Annotated in this window: 23 protein-coding genes; 7 read left to right on the top strand and 16 right to left on the bottom strand. The window is 44.8% G+C overall.

The window, feature by feature from the left end:
* Positions 1–305 precede the first annotated feature (305 nt).
* Positions 306–929: a SafA/ExsA family spore coat assembly protein gene (gene safA / locus CYJ37_RS02535; protein ID WP_101547766.1), complete on the bottom strand. Its 624-nt coding sequence runs from the start codon at positions 927–929 to the stop codon at positions 306–308.
* 184 nt (positions 930–1,113) lie between these two features.
* On the opposite strand from safA, the gene CYJ37_RS02540 reads away from it, so the two are divergent.
* On the top strand, positions 1,114–2,163 hold the full coding sequence (locus CYJ37_RS02540; RefSeq protein WP_142385214.1) for a hypothetical protein: 1,050 nt from the start codon (positions 1,114–1,116) through the stop codon (positions 2,161–2,163).
* Positions 2,164–2,241: 78 nt separating this feature from the next.
* Here CYJ37_RS02540 and nadE read toward each other — a convergent pair whose 3' ends face one another.
* Genes nadE through CYJ37_RS02555 form a run of 3 tightly spaced genes read right to left on the bottom strand, consistent with a single transcriptional unit; the run spans position 2,242 to position 5,107 of the window.
* Complete coding sequence (gene nadE, locus CYJ37_RS02545) at positions 2,242–3,066, bottom strand: ammonia-dependent NAD(+) synthetase (RefSeq protein WP_009793800.1); 825 nt, start codon at positions 3,064–3,066, stop codon at positions 2,242–2,244.
* Positions 3,067–3,081: 15 nt separating this feature from the next.
* A complete protein-coding gene (locus tag CYJ37_RS02550) occupies positions 3,082–4,545 on the bottom strand; it encodes a nicotinate phosphoribosyltransferase (RefSeq protein ID WP_009793799.1) in 1,464 nt (487 codons plus the stop codon).
* 16 nt (positions 4,546–4,561) lie between these two features.
* Complete coding sequence (locus CYJ37_RS02555; RefSeq protein WP_101547768.1) at positions 4,562–5,107, bottom strand: cysteine hydrolase family protein; 546 nt, start codon at positions 5,105–5,107, stop codon at positions 4,562–4,564.
* 221 nt (positions 5,108–5,328) lie between these two features.
* On the opposite strand from CYJ37_RS02555, the gene CYJ37_RS02560 reads away from it, so the two are divergent.
* Together CYJ37_RS02560 and CYJ37_RS02565 are read left to right on the top strand one after the other, a co-directional pair.
* Positions 5,329–6,105: a glycoside hydrolase domain-containing protein gene (locus tag CYJ37_RS02560; protein WP_009793796.1), complete on the top strand. Its 777-nt coding sequence runs from the start codon at positions 5,329–5,331 to the stop codon at positions 6,103–6,105.
* A 142-nt stretch (positions 6,106–6,247) separates the two neighbouring features.
* Positions 6,248–6,826 carry a biotin transporter BioY gene (locus tag CYJ37_RS02565; protein ID WP_101547769.1) on the top strand — a complete coding sequence of 193 codons (579 nt, stop codon included), beginning with the start codon at positions 6,248–6,250 and terminating at the stop codon, positions 6,824–6,826.
* 42 nt (positions 6,827–6,868) lie between these two features.
* On the opposite strand, the gene CYJ37_RS02570 is transcribed toward CYJ37_RS02565, so the two are convergent.
* Entirely contained in the window at positions 6,869–7,765 is an 897-nt protein-coding gene (locus CYJ37_RS02570; RefSeq protein WP_022543862.1) for a lysylphosphatidylglycerol synthase domain-containing protein, read from the bottom strand.
* A gap of 168 nt (positions 7,766–7,933) precedes the next feature.
* Between CYJ37_RS02570 and CYJ37_RS02575 the strand changes: the two genes are divergently transcribed.
* From CYJ37_RS02575 to CYJ37_RS02585, 3 genes are all read left to right on the top strand, one after another.
* The gene (locus CYJ37_RS02575) at positions 7,934–8,236 is read left to right on the top strand and encodes a hypothetical protein (protein ID WP_101547770.1); all 303 of its coding nucleotides are present in this window, start codon (positions 7,934–7,936) and stop codon (positions 8,234–8,236) included.
* A gap of 25 nt (positions 8,237–8,261) precedes the next feature.
* Complete coding sequence (yidC, locus tag CYJ37_RS02580; RefSeq protein WP_009793792.1) at positions 8,262–9,050, top strand: membrane protein insertase YidC; 789 nt, start codon at positions 8,262–8,264, stop codon at positions 9,048–9,050.
* A gap of 94 nt (positions 9,051–9,144) precedes the next feature.
* The gene (locus CYJ37_RS02585; RefSeq protein ID WP_180827229.1) at positions 9,145–9,687 is read left to right on the top strand and encodes a YhcN/YlaJ family sporulation lipoprotein; all 543 of its coding nucleotides are present in this window, start codon (positions 9,145–9,147) and stop codon (positions 9,685–9,687) included.
* Here CYJ37_RS02585 and CYJ37_RS02590 read toward each other — a convergent pair.
* From CYJ37_RS02590 to CYJ37_RS02630, 9 genes are all read right to left on the bottom strand, one after another.
* The gene (locus CYJ37_RS02590; RefSeq protein ID WP_101547772.1) at positions 9,680–10,282 is read right to left on the bottom strand and encodes a GNAT family N-acetyltransferase; all 603 of its coding nucleotides are present in this window, start codon (positions 10,280–10,282) and stop codon (positions 9,680–9,682) included. The genes CYJ37_RS02585 and CYJ37_RS02590 overlap by 8 nt on opposite strands.
* 106 nt (positions 10,283–10,388) lie before the next feature.
* Entirely contained in the window at positions 10,389–10,592 is a 204-nt protein-coding gene (locus CYJ37_RS02595) for a DUF6501 family protein (protein ID WP_009793789.1), read from the bottom strand.
* Positions 10,593–10,643: 51 nt separating this feature from the next.
* A complete protein-coding gene (locus tag CYJ37_RS02600; RefSeq protein WP_009793788.1) occupies positions 10,644–10,871 on the bottom strand; it encodes a hypothetical protein in 228 nt (75 codons plus the stop codon).
* A 90-nt stretch (positions 10,872–10,961) separates the two neighbouring features.
* On the bottom strand, positions 10,962–11,840 hold the full coding sequence (locus CYJ37_RS02605) for a gamma-glutamylcyclotransferase (RefSeq protein WP_101547773.1): 879 nt from the start codon (positions 11,838–11,840) through the stop codon (positions 10,962–10,964).
* A 392-nt stretch (positions 11,841–12,232) separates the two neighbouring features.
* On the bottom strand, positions 12,233–13,888 hold the full coding sequence (locus tag CYJ37_RS02610) for an AMP-binding protein (RefSeq protein ID WP_035402570.1): 1,656 nt from the start codon (positions 13,886–13,888) through the stop codon (positions 12,233–12,235).
* A 127-nt stretch (positions 13,889–14,015) separates the two neighbouring features.
* Positions 14,016–14,750 (bottom strand): class I SAM-dependent methyltransferase, encoded by a 735-nt coding sequence (locus tag CYJ37_RS02615; RefSeq protein ID WP_180827257.1) that lies wholly within the window; start codon positions 14,748–14,750, stop codon positions 14,016–14,018.
* A gap of 83 nt (positions 14,751–14,833) precedes the next feature.
* On the bottom strand, positions 14,834–15,247 hold the full coding sequence (locus tag CYJ37_RS02620; protein ID WP_165352533.1) for a secondary thiamine-phosphate synthase enzyme YjbQ: 414 nt from the start codon (positions 15,245–15,247) through the stop codon (positions 14,834–14,836).
* Between the two features lie 18 nt (positions 15,248–15,265).
* Complete coding sequence (locus CYJ37_RS02625) at positions 15,266–16,045, bottom strand: VOC family protein (RefSeq protein WP_101547775.1); 780 nt, start codon at positions 16,043–16,045, stop codon at positions 15,266–15,268.
* The gene (locus CYJ37_RS02630; protein ID WP_009793781.1) at positions 16,029–16,859 is read right to left on the bottom strand and encodes an aminoglycoside N(3)-acetyltransferase; all 831 of its coding nucleotides are present in this window, start codon (positions 16,857–16,859) and stop codon (positions 16,029–16,031) included. The genes CYJ37_RS02625 and CYJ37_RS02630 overlap by 17 nt, the downstream gene beginning before the upstream one ends.
* 267 nt (positions 16,860–17,126) lie before the next feature.
* Between CYJ37_RS02630 and sda the strand changes: the two genes are divergently transcribed.
* Positions 17,127–17,258: a sporulation histidine kinase inhibitor Sda gene (gene sda / locus CYJ37_RS02635; RefSeq protein WP_022543868.1), complete on the top strand. Its 132-nt coding sequence runs from the start codon at positions 17,127–17,129 to the stop codon at positions 17,256–17,258.
* Positions 17,259–17,345: 87 nt separating this feature from the next.
* On the opposite strand, the gene CYJ37_RS27585 is transcribed toward sda, so the two are convergent.
* Positions 17,346–17,471, bottom strand: a complete 126-nt coding sequence (locus CYJ37_RS27585) for a hypothetical protein (RefSeq protein WP_022543869.1) — start codon at positions 17,469–17,471, stop codon at positions 17,346–17,348.
* Between the two features lie 115 nt (positions 17,472–17,586).
* Positions 17,587–18,855 carry a 2-oxoglutarate dehydrogenase complex dihydrolipoyllysine-residue succinyltransferase gene (gene odhB / locus CYJ37_RS02640; RefSeq protein WP_094768995.1) on the bottom strand — a complete coding sequence of 423 codons (1,269 nt, stop codon included), beginning with the start codon at positions 18,853–18,855 and terminating at the stop codon, positions 17,587–17,589.

The following is an 18,855-nucleotide window of genomic DNA, read 5'->3' on the forward strand; positions in this document are numbered from 1 at the left end:
AGCATTTTTCAAATCAGAGGGTACTAGTACAGCCGACTAAGACCCTCAGGCTAGCAATTTTCAAATCAGAGGGCACTAGTACAGCCGACTAAGACCCCCTGGCAAACACTCCACAATTCAGAGGGCTTTTGATCAGCCGACTGAGACACTCGACCTATACAGTCCAGTTTGCCCGAGCAAAATTTAAACTCAATGAATTAACCTCTGTTCTGTTCCCCGATTAAATAAAAAGAGGGTTCCAGCGCATCAGGCTGGAACCCTCTTTTTCCAAGATACATTTGCTGTTCAGTATAGCCAATGCCTTCCTATCGCCCAATAAACATCTGTGTCCAGTAATGCCCGTAGCTGCCTCCTTTGGCATATCCGACGCCGATTTCGGTGAAGCTGCTGCTGAGGATGTTTTTGCGGTGGCCTTCACTGTTCATCCAGGCGGTGACTGCAGCCTGTGGTGTGGATTGTCCGGCAGCGATATTTTCCCCAGCTGTCCTGTAGGAAATTCCAAAGCTCTTCATCATATCAAATGGTGTACCATAGGTTGGAGAGTTGTGATCAAAATAGTTTTTGTTGATCATATCCTGGGATTTGTACCTTGCAGTCCTTGAGAGCTCCCAGTTGGACTGAAGTGGCTTCAGGCCGTATTTCGCCCTTTCTTTGTTTACCAGCTGGACTACCTGTTCTTCGGCAGATTGTTCGGCTGCTGCTGAAGGAATGGTGATCCTCTGGCCCGGATAAATGAAATGAGGGTTTGTGATATGGGAATTCAGATTGATGATTTCTGTAATGCCCGCCTGATATTGCTGGGCTATTTTCCACATCGTATCCCCTTTTTGTACTGTATGTACGGTTGAAGCGTCCGCTGTTAAGCGCGTTCCAAAGACAAAGGTGACGGAAAGCAATAAAATGATAGAATATTTCAGTAATGTTTTCATACTGCTATTTAACCAGATAGATAGTCTCAGAGCCAGCGGTAATTCCTGGCCATTTTTGAGGGATTTGCCCTCTCTGATGAAACCTGGAAATGGAGTCAAATATTCATAAATGTTTCACAAAGCTGCACTCAAAGGCCTTCTTGCACTCCATCAATTCCTATATAATGGAAATGAGGTGAGAACTATGTTGTTGTCCATTAAAAGGTATGATAAAGCTACTTTTGCAGTACTTGCAGGCATGGTAATCGCAGCAAATTGCCTGCTTTATCGGACATCTTATTTAGCTCCTGTCCCTAAGGGAGTTTATTGGGGCACTTTGGTGGATTTGTATATTGTCCTGCCGGCTTTGGTTTATTTTCTCCTTTTAAGGAGAAAACACTCTATTCTATATTTAAGCCCCGTCCTTTTTGCCGCTTATGTACTCTCACAAGTGATTATCCCTGACGGGCACCTGCAATCAGACAATATGCTGCAGTTTATGCTTATTCTCGGGGAAATCTTTATCTTCTCGGCTGCAATACTGGGAAACAAACAAAAAATATGGCAATTTTATAAAGAACTTAATAGGCGGAACACCCATGATTCTTTTCTGAAATACAATTTGGACAAAGCAGCCGGAAAGTATTTTTCTGATTCAGCGGCTCTCAGGCTTTTAATGTCTGAAATCGCCCTTTTCCACTATTCCTTATTTTCTTGGAAAAGAAAGCCTCTGACAGACACTGGCACTGTATTTACCTATCATAAAAAGAAAAGCTCAACGGCCGTTTACATCATGTTGATTCATGCAACAGTTCTTGAATCGGTTGGACTGCACTTCTTTCTGCATCAATGGAATGCGGTTATTTCTTATATTCTTCTTATAGTGAATGTGTATGCAGTTTTATATTTCATCGGAGAGCTGCATGCAATGCGGCTGACCCCTTATCTATTGACACAAGAAGTCCTTTTGCTGCAAACAGGGCTTTCCAAAAGCATGGAAGTGAAGCTCAGCAATATTGAAAGCATATCTTTCTACGAAGGTCCCGAAAAGTTTACAAAAAAAGAACTGCAAACTCTCTATGATGCAAGGGCCATCGACTTTATGCAGGAAAAGCCTCAGATTGAAATCAGGCTTAAAGAGCCGGGAAAAGTACTGATGCCTTTCGGAATAGTCCAGCAGGCTGACCGGATTGTTCTGGACGCTGATGAACCGCAGGCATTCGCTGAAGAACTTAAATCCAGACTTCCAAAGTAAGAAAAGCCGTCCACTGATTGGACGGCTTTTCTTAGTATTTACTGGCTCTGTCCGGCATTTCTGCCATAGGTCCGTTTTTTATTTTTTCCACCAGCTGTCAAACATGGAAGCAGGCAGCTGTCTTTTATGTTCGGTGATCAGGTATCTCTTTTCGATCTTTTCGGCAGATTCAGGTGAAACCTCTTTTCCTTCCAGGTAATCATCCAGCTCATCATAGCTGATCCCCAGCTCAGTCTCATCCGCCTGTCCCGGCTTATTATCTAGAAGGTCGGCGGTAGGGGTCTTGAGATAGAGGCGTTCTTCTGCACCCATTTCCTTCAGGAGCGCCTTACCCTGGCGTTTCGTGAGACCTGTTAGAGGAAGTATGTCTGCTCCGCCGTCGCCATATTTCGTAAAGAAGCCGGTAACTGCCTCTGCTGCATGGTCTGTGCCGATGACAAGAAGTCCTTCCTGGCCGCCAATAGCATACTGGGCAATCATGCGCATCCTGGCTTTTACATTACCCTTATGATAATCAGACAAAGGCTCGCCTTTTGTGATGGTGTCAAATTCTTCTTTAACGGCATCTACAGCATTTTTTACATTAAAAGAGTATTCAGTGTCGGCTTTGATGAATGAAAGAGCAAGCTGTGCGTCATCCTCATCCTGCTGCACTCCATACGGAAGGCGGACGGCTATGAAGCGCACTTCATGCCCTTCACTCCTCAATTCCTCCACTGCCATCTGGGCCAGCCTGCCGGCAAGGGTTGAATCCTGTCCGCCGCTGATTCCGAGCACATAGCCTTTTGCCTGGGAGGCCACCAGGTAATCTTTCAAAAATTGGACTCTATTTCTGATTTCTTCAGAAGGATTAATTTCTGGCTTTATATTTAACTCTTCCATAATTCTTTTTTGCAGATTCATTTTGTTTCTCCTCCTCTATTGATTCCGTTTCACCTTTTCTCTAACTTGCTCAATATTGCGCATTTTGTTTTCCCAGCATAATGTGCTCAAATCAACCGGATATTCCTCAGGATTGAGGGAGCGCTTGTATTCATCCCAGAGCACATGCAGATTGCTCTTTGCAAAAGCTTGTATTTTGTTGAGCTCAGGGGTTTCATATACAAGCTTTCCATCACGGAAAATATCATGATGCAGCTCCTGTGCCTTAAAGCTGGTGATGAATTTGCTGATAAAGGTATGGACCGGATGGAACATTTTCAGCCTTTCTTCTTCTTCGGGCCGTTCATTCTCCATAGCAATATAGTCGCCCTCTGATTTTTGATTAGCCGTATTGATGATCCTGTAAACCTTTTTCAGGCCAGGGGTTGTGACCTTTTCAGGATTGCCGCTGATTTTGATGGTGTCTTTCATGTTACCTTCTTCATCCTCAATGGACACAAGCTTATAAACGGCACCCAGGGCTGGCTGCTCATAAGCCGTGATAAGCTTTGTCCCGATGCCCCATGTGTCTATTTTTGCACCCTGGGCTTTCAGGTTCATGATGGTGTATTCATCAAGGTCATTTGATGCTACTATCTTTGCATTCGGGAACCCGGCTTCATCCAGCATCCTTCTGGCTTCTTTTGAAAGATAGGCAAGGTCGCCGCTGTCCAGCCTTATCCCTATAAAGTTGATTTTATCGCCAAGTTCCTTCGCTACCTTAATGGCGTTTGGAACCCCGGATTTCAGGGTGTCATAAGTATCTACCAGGAATACACAGTCTTTATGCCGGCGTGCATATTTGTGAAATGCAGTATATTCATCCCGGTAAGCCTGTACAAGCGCATGTGCATGTGTACCGGAAACAGGAATGCCGAACAGCTTCCCGGCCCGCACATTGGACGTTGCATTGAAGCCTCCTATATAGGCCGCTCTTGTTCCCCAGATGGCAGCATCCATTTCCTGTGCTCTTCTCGTTCCGAATTCCATCGCAGTTTCCTCGCCGACCACCTGCTTGATGCGGGAAGCCTTGGTTGCAATAAGGGTCTGGTAATTAATAATATTCAAAAGCGCCGTTTCGACCAATTGCGCCTGGGCAAGCGGAGCTTCAATCCTCATGATCGGCTCGTTTCCGAAAACAAGTTCACCTTCTGCCATTGAACGGACAGATCCGGTGAATCGCAATTCTGCCAGATACTCAAGGAAATCTTCTTTATAGTGAAGCTCATCCCTTAAATAATCGATATCTGTTTCAGTAAAACGGAAATTTTCGAGATAGCCTATTACCCGTTCAAGGCCGGCAAAAATACCATAGCCGTTTCCAAACGGTAGCTTCCGGAAAAATAGCTCAAACACCGCTTTACGGTTATGAACGCCATCCTCCCAGTATGTTTCGGCCATATTGATTTGATATAAGTCAGTATGAAGAGTCAAACTGTCGTCCAGATACTTTCCTTTCATGTCCTACCTCCAATGATTACTCTATTACCAAAGCATTCAGGCTGCCTTTGAAATGCTCCAGTGCCCAGCTGTGTCCTGCCTGGTTAAAGCTTGCGACCGCCTTCTCATGCACGATGATTTTATACCCTTTATTATAAGCATCCACAGCTGTATGAAGAACACAGATATCGGTACAGACCCCTGACAGATGGAGCTCTTCAATCCCCCGCTCCCTCAGCTTAAGTTCAAGATCAGTTCCTGCAAAGGCACTATAGCGCGTTTTGTCCATCCAGTGGACATTTTCCTTACTCTGGTGCTGCATAAACACATTTTTCAGGCTGCCATATAAATCCCGCCCTTTAGTACCTTCTATGTTATGGGGCGGATAAAGCTCTGTTTCAGGATGAAAAGGATCATTTTCTTTGTGGAGATCAATGGCAAAAACGGTATAATGCCCTTCCTTTATGAAAGTCTCAGTAAGGTTTGTTATGTATTCTTCGATTTCCTGGGCAGGCTTGCCGCACGGCAGGGCTCCGATTACAAAATCATAAGTGTAATCAATATTGATTAATGCTTTTTTCATACAGAATTCCTCCCTTGCTCTTTAAGAATAAATCTATTATAAGCCAATTCATGGAAGGAATCATCCCGGAGCTTTCTCCAAAATGGTTCATCTTTTACGATGATACCCCAACTTCAAGCTATTTACTCTTATAAAGCCCTGCAACCGGCTCAGAATCTTTGACAGCCCAAGCACACTCCCGGGCCTGAGAATATCATGTAACGATGAAAGGAGTGTGACAGATGATTAATTGGAAGCAGTTCTTTGCTGTATTGATCCCGGTCCTTCTGATAGCGGCCATTCCTTTTATTATTTTCCACTGGGGTCCTTCAAAGGGAGATGACAGCGGCGGAAATGAGACCGATCCCGAATCGGTGGTGTGGGGAGTCGATTCCGCCAGCCTGACGACAGAGGAACTATTTTCCTGTGTTAGAGATAACTTTGGGAACCCTCAGATCTGGGGAAGATATCTGGGAACTAAAGAAGGAGTTTCACAAGGACTGACAAAAGAGGAAGCGGCCTTTCTGCAATCCAATAATGCCGGAATCCTGCTGATCAATAACCAATTCACAGATGCTACAGGCATGGAAAATGGAACAGAAATAGGGAATCTGGGGATTCAGCTTGCCAGTGAGCTGGGGGTTCCGGAAGGTACAGCCATTTTTGCTGATATAGAACCTGACTATCCGGTTGACTCTGACTTTATTAGAGGCTATTACGGCGCTATGAGTGAATCTCCATATGAGGCAGGGATTTATGGTGTTTTTTCCAGCAACAGCACTCTGTATGCCGCTTATAATAATGCTGCCGCAGACTCAGCGGGATTAAAGGAGAATGTAATTATTTGGACAGCTTATCCTCAAGCTGGGATTTCCACTGAAAGCGAGGCACCTGCCTACAGTCCGGAAGCACCGGAAGGGTCAGCTGTGTTGGGCTGGCAATATGGACTAGATGCCGAAGCCTGCAATATTGATACCAATCTATTTAAGGGGCGTATGATTGAATATATATGGAAGTAGAACCGTCAGTCCGGCTTCATGAAGCCGGACTTTACTTTTAAGTAAACTTATATATTTTTTTGGTTGACATTAAATTCTGAAAGGTTTACATTTTAATTGTTAACATACATAAGATTATAGTTTACTGAAAAGGAGAATCATGATGACGAAAGATCAACTTAAACTTAGGTCAATGATTGTGACTGCATTATTTGCAGCGATCATCGGGGTGCTGGCACAGATTACTGTTCCGCTGCCTCTCGTGCCAATTACCGGCCAGACGCTGGCAATCGGACTGGCAGCTACCATACTTGGCTCCCGTTACGGAACTTTATCGGTTATTCTTTATCTGATTATCGGCGCTGCCGGTGTTCCTGTTTTTGCTGAATTTTCAGGAGGCATTTCAAAGCTGGCCGGTCCAACGGGAGGGTATCTTGTCGGCTTTATTCCTGCCGCTTTTATCACCGGGCTGTATATTGAAAAAACGGGTTTTACCTTCAAGCATGCTTTAGTGGCCAACATAATCGGGATGTTCGTTACCCTCATTTTTGGAACTGCCTGGCTTAAGATTGCAGTAGGGCTTGGATGGGGTGCTGCAATAGCAGGAGGATTTACGCCTTTCCTTGCTGTAGGAGTCATAAAAGCGGCCCTGGCAGCCTGGGCCGGGATCATTGTAAGGCGAAGGCTTGTGAGTGCAAGGCTCCTCTTCACGTCAGGACCCGCAGTAAAAGAGTCTGCATAATATAATAAAAATTGAGGGCTGTCCATTATGAGGGCAGCCATTTTATTTTCCCAGTATTTTCTTTACAATAAACGGTGTTCCTAGAAGGACTGGGAATAGATAATAGCTGAGCCTGTACAAAAACAGGATGAGCATGGCAGCTTCACCTGCAACCCCCTCCCTCTGCATCATTAAGAGGAAGATCAGATCAAAAGATCCTGCTCCGCCCGGAATCATGCTGATAATTCCAGTACACAGCGCGATGATGACGATTGGGAACAGCTGAAAAAAGGATATGTTCACCCCGATTGTATGGGATATCCCCCATATGCATAGGACGATGAACAGCCATTCAAAGATTGAAATGGCAACCAGCTCAGATACAAAGCCTTTCCGGTTTCCGGGAATATCCCAAAAAGGCTTCCGGTGCCAGTAAAGTGCCAAAAAAAGCGGGTTATAAAGTGCAATCGCCCATAAGGGCACACTCTCCCAGCCATCCAGCGGCCCTGCAGAATTGGTTAGGACAGCAATTGCAAAAAGAGAAAGACCGGTTAAAAAGAAGAACGAGAGCTTGGCAGCCGTCAATACCAGCGGACTGTCCTTCGGCAGATATTTCTTATAGAAATATGTCCTGAGGGTGGCACCCGCTATGCCTCCCAGACCCACGATATTGGAATACGCGTTAGCTGAAAGTGAATAAAAGAATAATTTTGTTTTCGGTATATGGACAGAAAACATCTGAAGCAGTACAACATCGTAAAAGTACATTGGAGAAAGGGCGGCGATTCCAAGAGCAAATATATAGAGCAAATCCAGGAATGAAAGACTGCGGGCCAATCCGGCAGAAGCATCCCAGTCCAATTTGGAGAGCATGCCTTTAGCCTCATATCCTAAGACAATGAAAAATAATGCTGGCAGGGCAAGTTTCAGTAGAAAGATATATTTATTTTTTATTGCCACCCTTTTCCTCCTCTCTGTTAATCTGCTATAACTTATCCTATTCATTCTTTCGTTTAAAAAGAATCTGCAGCCTGCTGAATCAGTTGGGCCGCCGCCGGGCAACATTGCCTTTAGTGCTGAAATAGCATATAATGACCGTATTGGCCTACTAATGTATGGGGTGAATGAATGTTTGATCTTTTAATGGATTTTACAAATATTCCGGCTGAATATACTTTGTATGCGAGCTTCATGCTTGGCCTTACAGTAAAGTTCTTATGGGCATGGAATATTGAATACTCTTTCATGGAATCTACCTGCAAGCCAGCCGAGCTGGGCGCCGGTTCCGGAAGCCTTAAGCTTTACGAAGCATGCGGCAGGCCCTTCAGCCCGCTTCTCCGCTGGATTGCCAAATATATACGCGCCAAGGAAGGATCGGGCAGCGACTCCAAGGATGCAGACTCCTCCATTTTGCTTAAATTTGCTATCTAAAATTTAAACTAATGGAGGAATTAAATTGAAATTGAAAAAAAATCCTGCTGCATTTCTTGTTCTATCTTTAACAGCTATCCTTCTTTCCGCATGCCAGGCATCACAGCCCGGCCAGCAGAGTGATGGCTTTTTCAACACCTATCTGGTCCAGCCTTTTGCAAGTGCCATCCATATGGTCGCTGAATTATTTAATGGCAATTTCGGTTTATCCATCATCCTTATTACGCTGATCATCCGCCTGGCCCTTATGCCGCTTATGCTTAAGCAGTACAAAAGGCAGCAGGATATGAAAGGCAAAATGGATGTGCTGAAGCCGGAAATGGACAAGATCCAGGCCCAGTTGAAAAAGACGAAAGATCAAAAAGAACAGCAAAAGCTGCAGCAGGAAATGTTTGCCCTTTACCGCAAGCATGGAGTCAACCCGCTCAATATGGGCTGTCTTCCTATCCTGATTCAAATGCCTATTCTGATGGGTTTTTACTATGCCATCAGAAGTTCTCATGAAATTGCTACCCATTCTTTTCTATGGTTCAACCTTGGACAGCCTGATCTGCTCATAACAGCTGCAGCAGGCATAGTCTACTATCTGCAGTTTAAAGTGACTCAGGCCAATATGCCGGTCCAGCAGCAGAACCAGATGAAGTTCATGGGACTGCTCTCGCCGGTCATGATTGTGGTCTTCTCCTTCAGCGCTCCAGCAGCCCTGCCATTATACTGGACTGTAGGAGGAACATTCCTTATCGTGCAGACCCTTATCGGACGCAGGCTTTATCAGACGGCTCCTGCAGCTAAAGAAGCGGAAATATCTAAGTAATATTGAAAGAAGCATGAGGGAAACCTTCATGCTTCTTTTTTGTATAAATGGCATGGAACTCTGAAATAATGAAGAATAGAAAGGATGTGGGATTTTGATCAGCAAAAGACTATTTCTAACGGGATTTGCAGCCCTCTCTGTTCTCCCCGGCTGCGGAATTAATGAAAAAGATACATATGATGATACTGCTATCAGGGATATGGGAAGCAAGCAGACTGAAAATCTCATCAGCAGCCCGAAGGAAGACAGTGAAACAAACACAAAGCTGACAGATCCAACAAGGACATCTTATGAAGGGAAAAATGAAGCGCCCAGGCTGATCCTGGATGAAAATGCTTCTAATAGGATCAGCAGTATGGACATGGTTAATGATGCTGTCGTGATTAAAACGAATAACCGCACGTTTGTTGCGGTAAAGCCAGGTAATGATTACCAGCTTGCCGAAAACTCCAGACAGGAAATCAAACAGGCAATGCAGGGAGAAAACTCTGCAAAAACGGTTTATTTAACAGAGGATGCAGAGTTTTATAAGCACGTAAAATCCTATCAGGATGCAATCATTGCCGGAAAACCGGTTGATCAGCTATACCAGGAGTTTATAATGCTTGCAGAAAAAACATTTCCAAGTCTTAAATAGGATAGATATGCTCCATTTTCTGTATGAGCCTTTCTTTTACTTCCGGCCATTCTTCTTTTAAGATGCTGTAAAATACAGTATTCCTGGCGTATCCATTTGCTATGATCCTGTCTTTCCGAAGAATGCCCTCTTTAACTGCACCGAGCCTTTCAATTGCCTTCTGGGATCTGACATTCCTGCTGTCCGTTTTTAGCTGGACCCTGTTCATATCCCATTGTTCAAAAGCGTGCCTAAGAAGGAGAAACTTGCATTCCGTATTCACAGATGTCCTCCAGACATCTGGCGTATACCATGTTGAGCCGATTTCAAGCGTTTTATTTTCCGGCAGGATGTCCAGAAACCTGGTGCTGCCCACAAGCCTGCCGGATTCCCTCAGGGCCACCGAAAAAGCCAGGTGTTTCCCTTCCTTCTCCAAATCCGCCGCTTTCCGGATATCTGCCTCCATTTCATCAAGGCTAAAGATTTTTGACGCCGTATATTCCCAGATCTCCTTATAATCAGCAGCCTCCCACAGCAAACTGCTTTGTTCTTCATGCATTGGGCTCAGCCTGACGGTCTTTCCTTCAAGGATGGGCGGTTCTATCCATAATGCCATAAAAGTTCTCCTCCTGTTCTGCTAAGAAAAACTATATTCGACAATGGTTGAGAAAAATCCTTTTTCAAAAATAAAAAGCCCCAGGCATATGCCTGGAGCTCTCTTCTTAAGCTTCCTGAAAGTAATCTTTATAAAAACCGCTCACTTTTCCGGAATTGTCTACGACAAAATAAAACTCTTCTGTCTCATTTTTTACTTCATACTCTTTGCCCTCAGTAAGCGCCCTGTTCACAATATACTTGGCTGCATTCGTATGGACGCATTTTACTGTTTTTAATGTTGGCCGTTCATGCCAGTCTAAATGGATCATCTTTTGCCACTCCTTCAGCTTTTTCACCTTTTAGTATAAAGAATCGGGAGCCTATATAGCAACTGGATTTTCCTCTTCATCCGGTTTTGGCTGGATATTAGTAATGATGTTATCAATATATTCTTCATCGAAAGTGTACATTTCACCTGTCACTATATTCTTGCATGTTACATATGTTTTTTGGCAAATATTATCTAGCCGGATGAATTCTAAGTATTGATAAAGTTTTTTCTTATAGATTACTTCAATCAGCAAGCCATTATCCATAATCATATTCATATGCTGACCCTCTTTCTGAGATGATGGCAAAGGTTATTTACCACCTTGGGAGCCAGTATTAAACCTATGGATAGGCTTTAGCAGAAATTTTTATTCCTTTTGGCCAGCTAAAGGGCTTTGGGAACGGAGCGCAGCGATCTTTCCTTCTAGCTTCTTGAAATATTCCCCGCTAAGCCTCCCCTTTGCACCCCGAAGGATCTCTGCAGCATAATGGTCAGGAGGTGCAAGCTCATCCCGTTTATTATAAACATGAAAGGAAAGGACATTTTTATGCAAAATGCCTTCTGATTTGATATCAACGAAAACGGGCCTGTACAGTCCTCCATGAAAACCTTCACGGATGAACAGGTATTCGACTGCATCATATGGCAATCGGTAAAGGATCCCCTCAGTCAATCCGCCATCCTCAATGATATCTCCCCTGCCCCCGTCCGGCCTCTCCAGAAGATATTTCATTGAGTAGCCTTCTAAGGTGCCTGATCCAATAATCTGCTGAAAAAAATGATCCACCTTTGCCAGTCTGAAGCGTTCATCGTCCATACAGGAGCCGTAAGCAAAATATAATACGTCTGCAGGGCGTTCTTTCATAAATCTGTAAAGTTTCCAATCGCCATGAAGGATTGGTTTCGCCAAAAGATCATCTCTGTTGGATATATAAACAAAACCGCTGAGGGAGCCGGCATCCGTATGGATGTCCTGCTCCACCCTGTCATAGAGATTATCCTTCCGGCCAGGAATATAATCCTCCAATTCATCAAGGTCCTTGAATTGATCCAAGTGCACTTCATATAATTCCCCGTATACTTTCTGATTGGCTGAAGCCTTCATGGAAGGATAGCCCAGCCCTGTGTCATACAGTTCCCCGTAAACCCATGCCTGCTCTGCCAGGCACCTGCCGGTTTCCAGCAGATAGTGATTCTCTTCATGCTTTCTCAATGTACCGTACACAAACAGCTTTACGTAAGACAATGTCAAACCTCCATATTGATATAAAATGAAATGTTGATTCCCGTCATTCCTGCCTTACGCCTATTATACAGAATATAGAAAGCAGGGGCTAATGAAGACCCTGCTTTACCCGGCTACAGATTATGCTGGCTGCAATGGCATGCCGGCCTATTCTTAAATAGTGAAAAGTGGCAGTAAAAAGGATATTTTTCCTTTTTTTCCTTTTCTAAAAACACTATACTTGCCAATTCCTTTCCCCTGTATTGACTGAGCTTCTCAATTACATAAGTATCTTCATACATCATGCTGCGCCTCCCGCTTTTTGATATTCTCATTATAATCTGCAGAGCATTCTGCAGCATTGGCGGGAAGGAGGAACAGTATTCAGACTTTTGATTGAAAAAGGAAGTATCTTATTTATGCCGTAACAGGGCTCCTTGTTCTTTTTCTGCAATCTCTCTTGCTTTTTCCCTTAATTTAAACTTTTGGATTTTCCCGGAGGCTGTCATCGGATATTCTTTGACAAACTCAAAATACCGGGGAATTTTGTGCCTGGATATTTTTCCCCGGCAGAATGACCTGAGTTCCTCTTTCCCGGCGGTTTCCCCTTCCTTCAGGATGATCCATGCCATCAGCTCTTCCCCGAAAACCGGGTCAGGGACCCCGGTGACCTGCACGTCCAGTACCTTGGGATGGGTATATAGGAATTCTTCAATTTCACGGGGATATATATTTTCTCCTCCCCTGATCACCATATCCTTCAGGCGGCCGGTGATGCTGCAATAGCCGTTCTCATCCATAACAGCAAGGTCCCCTGTATGAAGCCACCCTTCACTGTCAATGGCCTCTTTTGTTGCATCAGGGTTGTTGTAGTAGCCTTTCATGACATGATAGCCCCTTGTACATAGTTCCCCTTGGGTCCCCCGGGGAACTTCATGTGAAGTCCCGGGAGTTACAATCTTGACTTCGACATGCGGCAGCGCCTTCCCAACTGACTCTACACGAAGCTCTATGGGGTCGTCTGTCCTTGTCTGTGTGATGACTGGGGATGATTCTGTCTGTCCGTAAGCAATCGTAATTTCAGCCGCTCCCATTTTCTCAATGACAGCTTTCATCACCTCAATCGGGCAGTTGGAGCCGGCCATGATCCCTGTCCTCAGTGAAGAAAGATCATATCCGCCAAAGGATGGGTCGTTAAGCTCGGCAATGAACATCGTCGGTACACCATGAAGGCCGGTGCACTTTTCGTTTTGGACAGTCAGCAGCACCTCTTTCGGGCTGAATTCCCGGACAGGGAGCATAGTAGCTCCGACAGAGACACAGGCGAGGGTGCCAAGCACACATCCAAAGCAGTGGAAAAAAGGGACAGGAATGCATAGACGGTCCTCTTTTCCCAGTTCCATGCAGCCTGCGATATGGTAGGCGTTATTGATGATGTTAGCATGTGTCAGCATTACGCCTTTAGGGAAACCGGTTGTCCCTGAAGTATATTGCATGTTAATGACATCATCTGGGTCCAGTAATTCCATCCGGCGGTCGAGATCTCTGTCTTTTACTTCTTCTGATAACTGAAGGATATCTTCCCAGCAGTAGGCTCCAGGATATCTGTTTTTACTCATGACTATAATATTCTTCAAAAAGGGAAGCTTCTTGCTCTTCAGCTTGCCGGGCTCAGATTTCCTCAGCTCAGGTACAATTTCATAAAGCATGTCTATGTAAGAAGAACCCCGGTAATTCTCCTGAAGGATCAAAGTGGAAGACTCTGACTGCTTAAGCAGATACTCCAGCTCTGAAGCCTGGTAATTCGTGTTCACTGTGACAAGGACAGCACCCATCTTGCCTGTGGCAAATTGGCAGGCAAGCCATTCTGGTGTATTTGCCGCCCAAACAGCAAGGTTTTCTCCTTTTTCAATGCCCAGTTTCATTAAGCCTTTTGCAGCCTTCCGGCAATATTGGTCAAACTCATGGTATGTCATCCGCAGCCCTTCTGTATGATAAACGACAGCTTCATGCCCCGGATGCAGCCGTGATTTCTCTTCCAATAATTTTCCGACTGTTGTATTAAGCAATCCCTGCATATTCCCCACTCCTTCTAATGTGTTGAAAAGGCTTACAAATATGTTATCATATTTTACAGAATATTCAATTATTAAGAGAGGGAAATAACCCTGCATCCCCGGCAGGGCTTATCAATAATTATGGCTTGCTGCAGGAAAACAGCAGGAATAATGGTATCCTTCTTCTTCGTTCATACTCCGATTTATCCATAAATAATCCTTCCTGAGGAACTGCTTCTTTCAAGCTTTCAACAGTCAGTCCTGCCTGCTGGAGGAGTCCAAAATAGTTCTCAACCGTTCTGTGGTATTTTACTACTAAGCTCCCCATCCATGGCTCCTCCCTTTTTCCAGTCAGAAAATAGTCGTCAACGATCCATTCCTTTCTTTTTCCATCACTGCCCGTGCTTTTGAATGAAGAAGTCAAAAGGGGGTGCTGCAGGCTGATGACTAGCCTGCCCCCAGGCTTCAGGGCTGAGCGGATGTGGGATAAAACCGGGCCAAGGTCTTCTATGTAATGAAGGACCAGCCTGGATAAGACCAAATCATATTTTTCCTGCTCCCACTCATAATCTTCTATCCTGCTATGAATCACTGTTCCATTGGAGTTCCCCAGCCGCTTTTGTGCAAGTCTGGCCATATTTTGCGACCCTTCGATTCCAGTATAAGAAGCACATCCCGCTTCCAGCAGGCTGGCAGCATATGAGCCATCACCGCACCCAATTTCGAGTATTTCCTTGCCTGAGGGGCTGCCGGCCAAAGAATAAAAGGCAGGCTCTTCCATTGTATGATTCGGACTCTCTGCCCGATATCTCCTGGAAAGATAGCTGCTGAAAAACCCTTCCTCATCATAGGCTTCCGGTCCCTTAAATGGCATCATTCCACCTCTTTCTTCATAAATTCAAATCTTTTGAATTTTATCACAAAAAACCAAAACAAAAAAGGCGCCTTAGCGCCTGCCTACTCTTTTGCACGATTATGAATGGCCTTAAGGTAAAATGTTCTTTCCCGGGGACCATCGAATTCACAGAAATAGATGCCCTGCCATACACCAAGCAGCAGACTGCCACCGGTAACGATGACATGCTGTGAAGCTCCCATGCAGGAAGCTTTCAGATGGGCGGCCGTATTCCCTTCCTCATGCCGGTCCTTTAAATGATTCCATGGAAAGGTTTCATCGAGACGGTTGATCATATCAATTTTTACATCTGGATCTGCATTTTCATTAATTGTCAGTCCTGCCGTTGTATGAGGGCAATATATAAGGATTGCTCCTTCAGTGAGTTCCTGATCTGAGGCAAATTCCCTTACAGTATCAGTAATTTCTGCTAATTCATCCCGCATCGAGGTAGTTATCGAGTATTTTTTAAGCACAAGCATCCTCCTTTGTTTTTATTGATAGATACCGCCATAAATATGGATCCGGTTCTCTTTCAGGGACGGGCTGTAAGTGACTTGCCAAATCGTTTCCCCATACTCTGAGAAGATGTTTTCGGTTTCTTCGCTGTATGGTTCACTAAAATCTATCCGGCACCCTCCTGCCTGAACAATTAACGATTCACCCGGAGTCTTTTGCTTAACTGGGGAGGTGCCTCCCAAAAGCTTCGCCCAGGATTCTGCTGTTTCGCTCTTATTCTCAGTCAACATCTTAATAGTCTTAACCGCATGTGACTCCTGGCTGGGCAATAAGATGCCCGTATTTCTTAAATCATTAAACCTTTCTTCATCCTTCTGTTCCCACTCGATGAAAAAAGGATATGGAAGGCGGCCTCCCCCTTCAGCAAAAAGCATTTTCCATTTAATCAATTTACCATCTTTCCTTGTTCTTCTTCCTTTATGGATGACTGTTTTGATGCCATTACTGGCCATTTGCTCCTGCAGCTTGCCGATATGTTCGGTCCTGAAGCAAAGCTGGCCGATTCTTTCTCCTCTTTTTACCCCTTTTATGAGCTGCTGAATCAATGGATTATCAGAAGAAGCAGCAATCTCCGCCTCCTCCACTGCCAGGAATTCTATGTATGAAGAATTGAAGTAAATGACACTGTTATAGGTTCCCCAGAGCGGATGCCGGCCGCCCATATATCCCTTCAGTCCCTCTTGGTTCAATTTATCAATCGCTTCAGCGGGATGCCTGTCAATAAAGTGCACAATATGATCAAGCTTCAAATTCATTTATTTGGCCTCCTTTTTCTTTTTGCAGCCATTTTACTGTAAAGTCAACAATATCCCTCTGACTCATCATCAGACAGTCTGCCTGCCCCAGCTTCCCTTTCATGACAGAATGCTCTTTTTCAAAAGCCCGTCCGATTTCAGGGAAGCGGTCTGAATCAACCTCTGCCTCTGTATAAGTCTTCCAGATCCTTTTCCCGCCCTCCATCATGGCAGAACTTTGCTTATAGGTTTTCAGGCCGCCTGCTCTGTACTCTCCCAAATGCATGCTTGTGCTGTTGTCGTAACCCACTCCGATCAGGAGTACCATGCTGCCGGAATCATAAAGCTTAGCCAGCGGAGATTCTTCCCCGAATGGTAAATCGGTGGAATGAGTCTGTGTCATTTCCTCTGCCAGGCGGCCGATGGCTGAAAATGAAACGGTAGGATGTCCGCTCCTTCTGGCGTCCGGAAAAGTCCTGAACAGCTCAGCGACCCTGCCCATTCCTCTTGTAGGAGTAGTCGTGGGATCATAAGCCGGCATGCCTTTCCTGATACCATCCCACCATTCTTCAGGTACAGCAGGATTCTGCCAATATTTTGGATCACTGTTTCCCAGTGACTGAGACGGCATCACAATTGTGCCTTGTTCGCCGACGGCGCTAAGTAATGCCTGAATGACTGCCTGTTCTGCACCGCATACCCAGCCGATTGAACTGAGGCTTGAATGTACAATTAAAGTCATTCCTTCACGCACACCGAGACTTTCAAGATCTTTCCTGAGCGTCTCTGCTGTTATCAGGCTTGTGCTTCTGCTTACTGCTTTTTCTTCACTCATTATGCTTTCACTACTTCCCTGTCATTGTATGTCTCTCACAGTCTATTTTACTTTTTTTTTATAACCAGAGTCTATCTTCCGCCAGCTGTAAATTTCTATTCATACCCTAAATCGACAGAAATAATCGATTTGAGGAAGGTTGCGTAAAATAGGTACTTTAGGACCGATTGTAAATTTTTTTACCTTATTGCTTTTCAAAATGAGCACAATCATTTACAATAAATTAATAGTAAGAATATTCAATTCTTTTTCTGGGAGGAATGCAAAATGAAAATTATGAGTAATGAACAACTTGTCGTCTCGTATCGTGATGCATTGAAAACTGGTATGGAAAAAGAATGGATCAACATACTTAAAGGTGAAATTCAGCGAAGAGGACTAAGGCCATTTAAAAATTAATGAAGCATTTTACCCGTTTAGAATAATCTAAACGGGTTTTTTAGTATTAACCCTTATGAATTTTTTTAACTGTGCAAGGACTCATGTTCAGCTGCTGCTTCTTTTTCCGCCGCAGCAACCCTCAATTATCTTTTGATATTCTTCTTCACTGATGATCCCCGCTTTTTTCATTAAAGCTGAATAGCAGTATATTTTCTTCTGAATTCGTCCCACTTTTCTCACTCCTGCTTTTTATATAGCTTATTCAAAAACGACAAAAAGTTTCCTTAAGGAAACTTTTTTAGACGCACAAAAAAGCAGAGCCTGTTAAGGCTCTGCTTCCTATCTATTAAGCTTCAAAAAGCAATGATTCCGGATCTTCGATCAGCTCTTTTACGCGCTTCAGGAAGGTAACGGCTTCTTTTCCGTCAACGATGCGGTGGTCGTATGATAATGCTATATACATCATTGGGCGGTTTTCCATCTTCTCGGCATCAATGGCAACCGGGCGCAGCTGGATGCTGTGCATTCCCAGGATGCCTACCTGAGGGCCATTCAGGATCGGTGTTGACAGCAGTGAACCGAATACTCCGCCATTTGTGATTGTGAATGTTCCTCCCTGGAGGTCATTCAGTGAAAGTTTATTGTTTCTTGCTTTGTCAGCAAGATCCATGATGTCGCCTTCTATTTCAGCAAAGTTCTTCCGGTCCGCGTCCCGTACGACAGGAACGACGAGGCCTTCTTTTGCAGAAACAGCGATGCCGATATCATAGAATTTCTTGAGTACCAGCTCGTCACCCTGTATTTCCGCATTCAACAAAGGATTCTTCTTCAGGGCAGCAACAACTGCTTTTGTGAAGAATGACATAAAGCCCAGCTTAACGTCATTTTCTTCAAAGAACTTGTCTTTGCGGCGCTTGCGCAGGTTCATTACATTGGTCATATCAACTTCATTGAACGTTGTCAGCATGGCAGCATTCTGCTGAACCTCAACAAGGCGATTGGCAATCGTCTGTCTACGGCGGGACATGCGGACGCGTTCGACAGGCTTGCTGTCCTGTGCCGGCTGTGCAGCAGGTCCTGGTGATGCAGCTGCTGGCTTTGATTCTTGCTTTGCTGCCTGTGGATTGTATCCGGAAACATCCTGTGCCCTTACGCGGCCAAGAGGATCGGCTGTCGGCACCTGGCTGAGGTCAATGCCTTTTTCCCGGGCCATCTTGCGTGCTGCAGGAGATGCGATCGGACGCTGCTTCTTTTCCTGTTCTTCTTCTGTCTGCGGCTTAGCTTCGTTTGTTACAGGCTCTTTCGGAGCAGCCGGCGGCTCAGATGCCTGAGGCGCTTTCTCAGCTGGTGCTTCTTCAGCAGGAGCACTGCCTTCTGTCGCTTCCGTATCAACTGTCGCAATCGTTTCGCCAACCTGGACAGTGTCACCTTCTTGTGCGCCGAGATCCTTGATGACTCCGCTGTATTCAGAGATGATTTCAACATTGACCTTGTCGGTTTCCAGCTCTACGACATAATCCCCTTTATTGACAAAGTCGCCCGGCTGTTTCAGCCATTGAGCCACCGTACCTTCTGTAATTGATTCCGCCAATTCTGGAACTTTAATTTCTGCCAC

This window comes from Bacillus sp. UMB0728 (assembly GCF_002858875.1).
Taxonomy (GTDB): domain Bacteria; phylum Bacillota; class Bacilli; order Bacillales; family Cytobacillaceae; genus Bacillus_AB; species Bacillus_AB infantis.

What these genes read in the sequence shown, in the direction of transcription:
- safA (WP_101547766.1), bottom strand. Translation starts at nt 929, where the DNA reads ATGAAAACATTACTGAAATATTCTATCATTTTATTGCTTTCCGTCACC.
- CYJ37_RS02540 (WP_142385214.1), top strand. Translation starts at nt 1,114, where the DNA reads ATGTTGTTGTCCATTAAAAGGTATGATAAAGCTACTTTTGCAGTACTT.
- nadE (WP_009793800.1), bottom strand. Translation starts at nt 3,066, where the DNA reads ATGAATCTGCAAAAAAGAATTATGGAAGAGTTAAATATAAAGCCAGAA.
- CYJ37_RS02550 (WP_009793799.1), bottom strand. Translation starts at nt 4,545, where the DNA reads ATGAAAGGAAAGTATCTGGACGACAGTTTGACTCTTCATACTGACTTA.
- CYJ37_RS02555 (WP_101547768.1), bottom strand. Translation starts at nt 5,107, where the DNA reads ATGAAAAAAGCATTAATCAATATTGATTACACTTATGATTTTGTAATC.
- CYJ37_RS02560 (WP_009793796.1), top strand. Translation starts at nt 5,329, where the DNA reads ATGATTAATTGGAAGCAGTTCTTTGCTGTATTGATCCCGGTCCTTCTG.
- CYJ37_RS02565 (WP_101547769.1), top strand. Translation starts at nt 6,248, where the DNA reads ATGACGAAAGATCAACTTAAACTTAGGTCAATGATTGTGACTGCATTA.
- CYJ37_RS02575 (WP_101547770.1), top strand. Translation starts at nt 7,934, where the DNA reads ATGTTTGATCTTTTAATGGATTTTACAAATATTCCGGCTGAATATACT.
- CYJ37_RS02590 (WP_101547772.1), bottom strand. Translation starts at nt 10,282, where the DNA reads ATGGCATTATGGATAGAACCGCCCATCCTTGAAGGAAAGACCGTCAGG.
- CYJ37_RS02595 (WP_009793789.1), bottom strand. Translation starts at nt 10,592, where the DNA reads ATGATCCATTTAGACTGGCATGAACGGCCAACATTAAAAACAGTAAAA.
- CYJ37_RS02600 (WP_009793788.1), bottom strand. Translation starts at nt 10,871, where the DNA reads ATGAATATGATTATGGATAATGGCTTGCTGATTGAAGTAATCTATAAG.
- CYJ37_RS02615 (WP_180827257.1), bottom strand. Translation starts at nt 14,750, where the DNA reads ATGCCATTTAAGGGACCGGAAGCCTATGATGAGGAAGGGTTTTTCAGC.
- CYJ37_RS02625 (WP_101547775.1), bottom strand. Translation starts at nt 16,045, where the DNA reads ATGAATTTGAAGCTTGATCATATTGTGCACTTTATTGACAGGCATCCC.
- CYJ37_RS02630 (WP_009793781.1), bottom strand. Translation starts at nt 16,859, where the DNA reads ATGAGTGAAGAAAAAGCAGTAAGCAGAAGCACAAGCCTGATAACAGCA.
- sda (WP_022543868.1), top strand. Translation starts at nt 17,127, where the DNA reads ATGAAAATTATGAGTAATGAACAACTTGTCGTCTCGTATCGTGATGCA.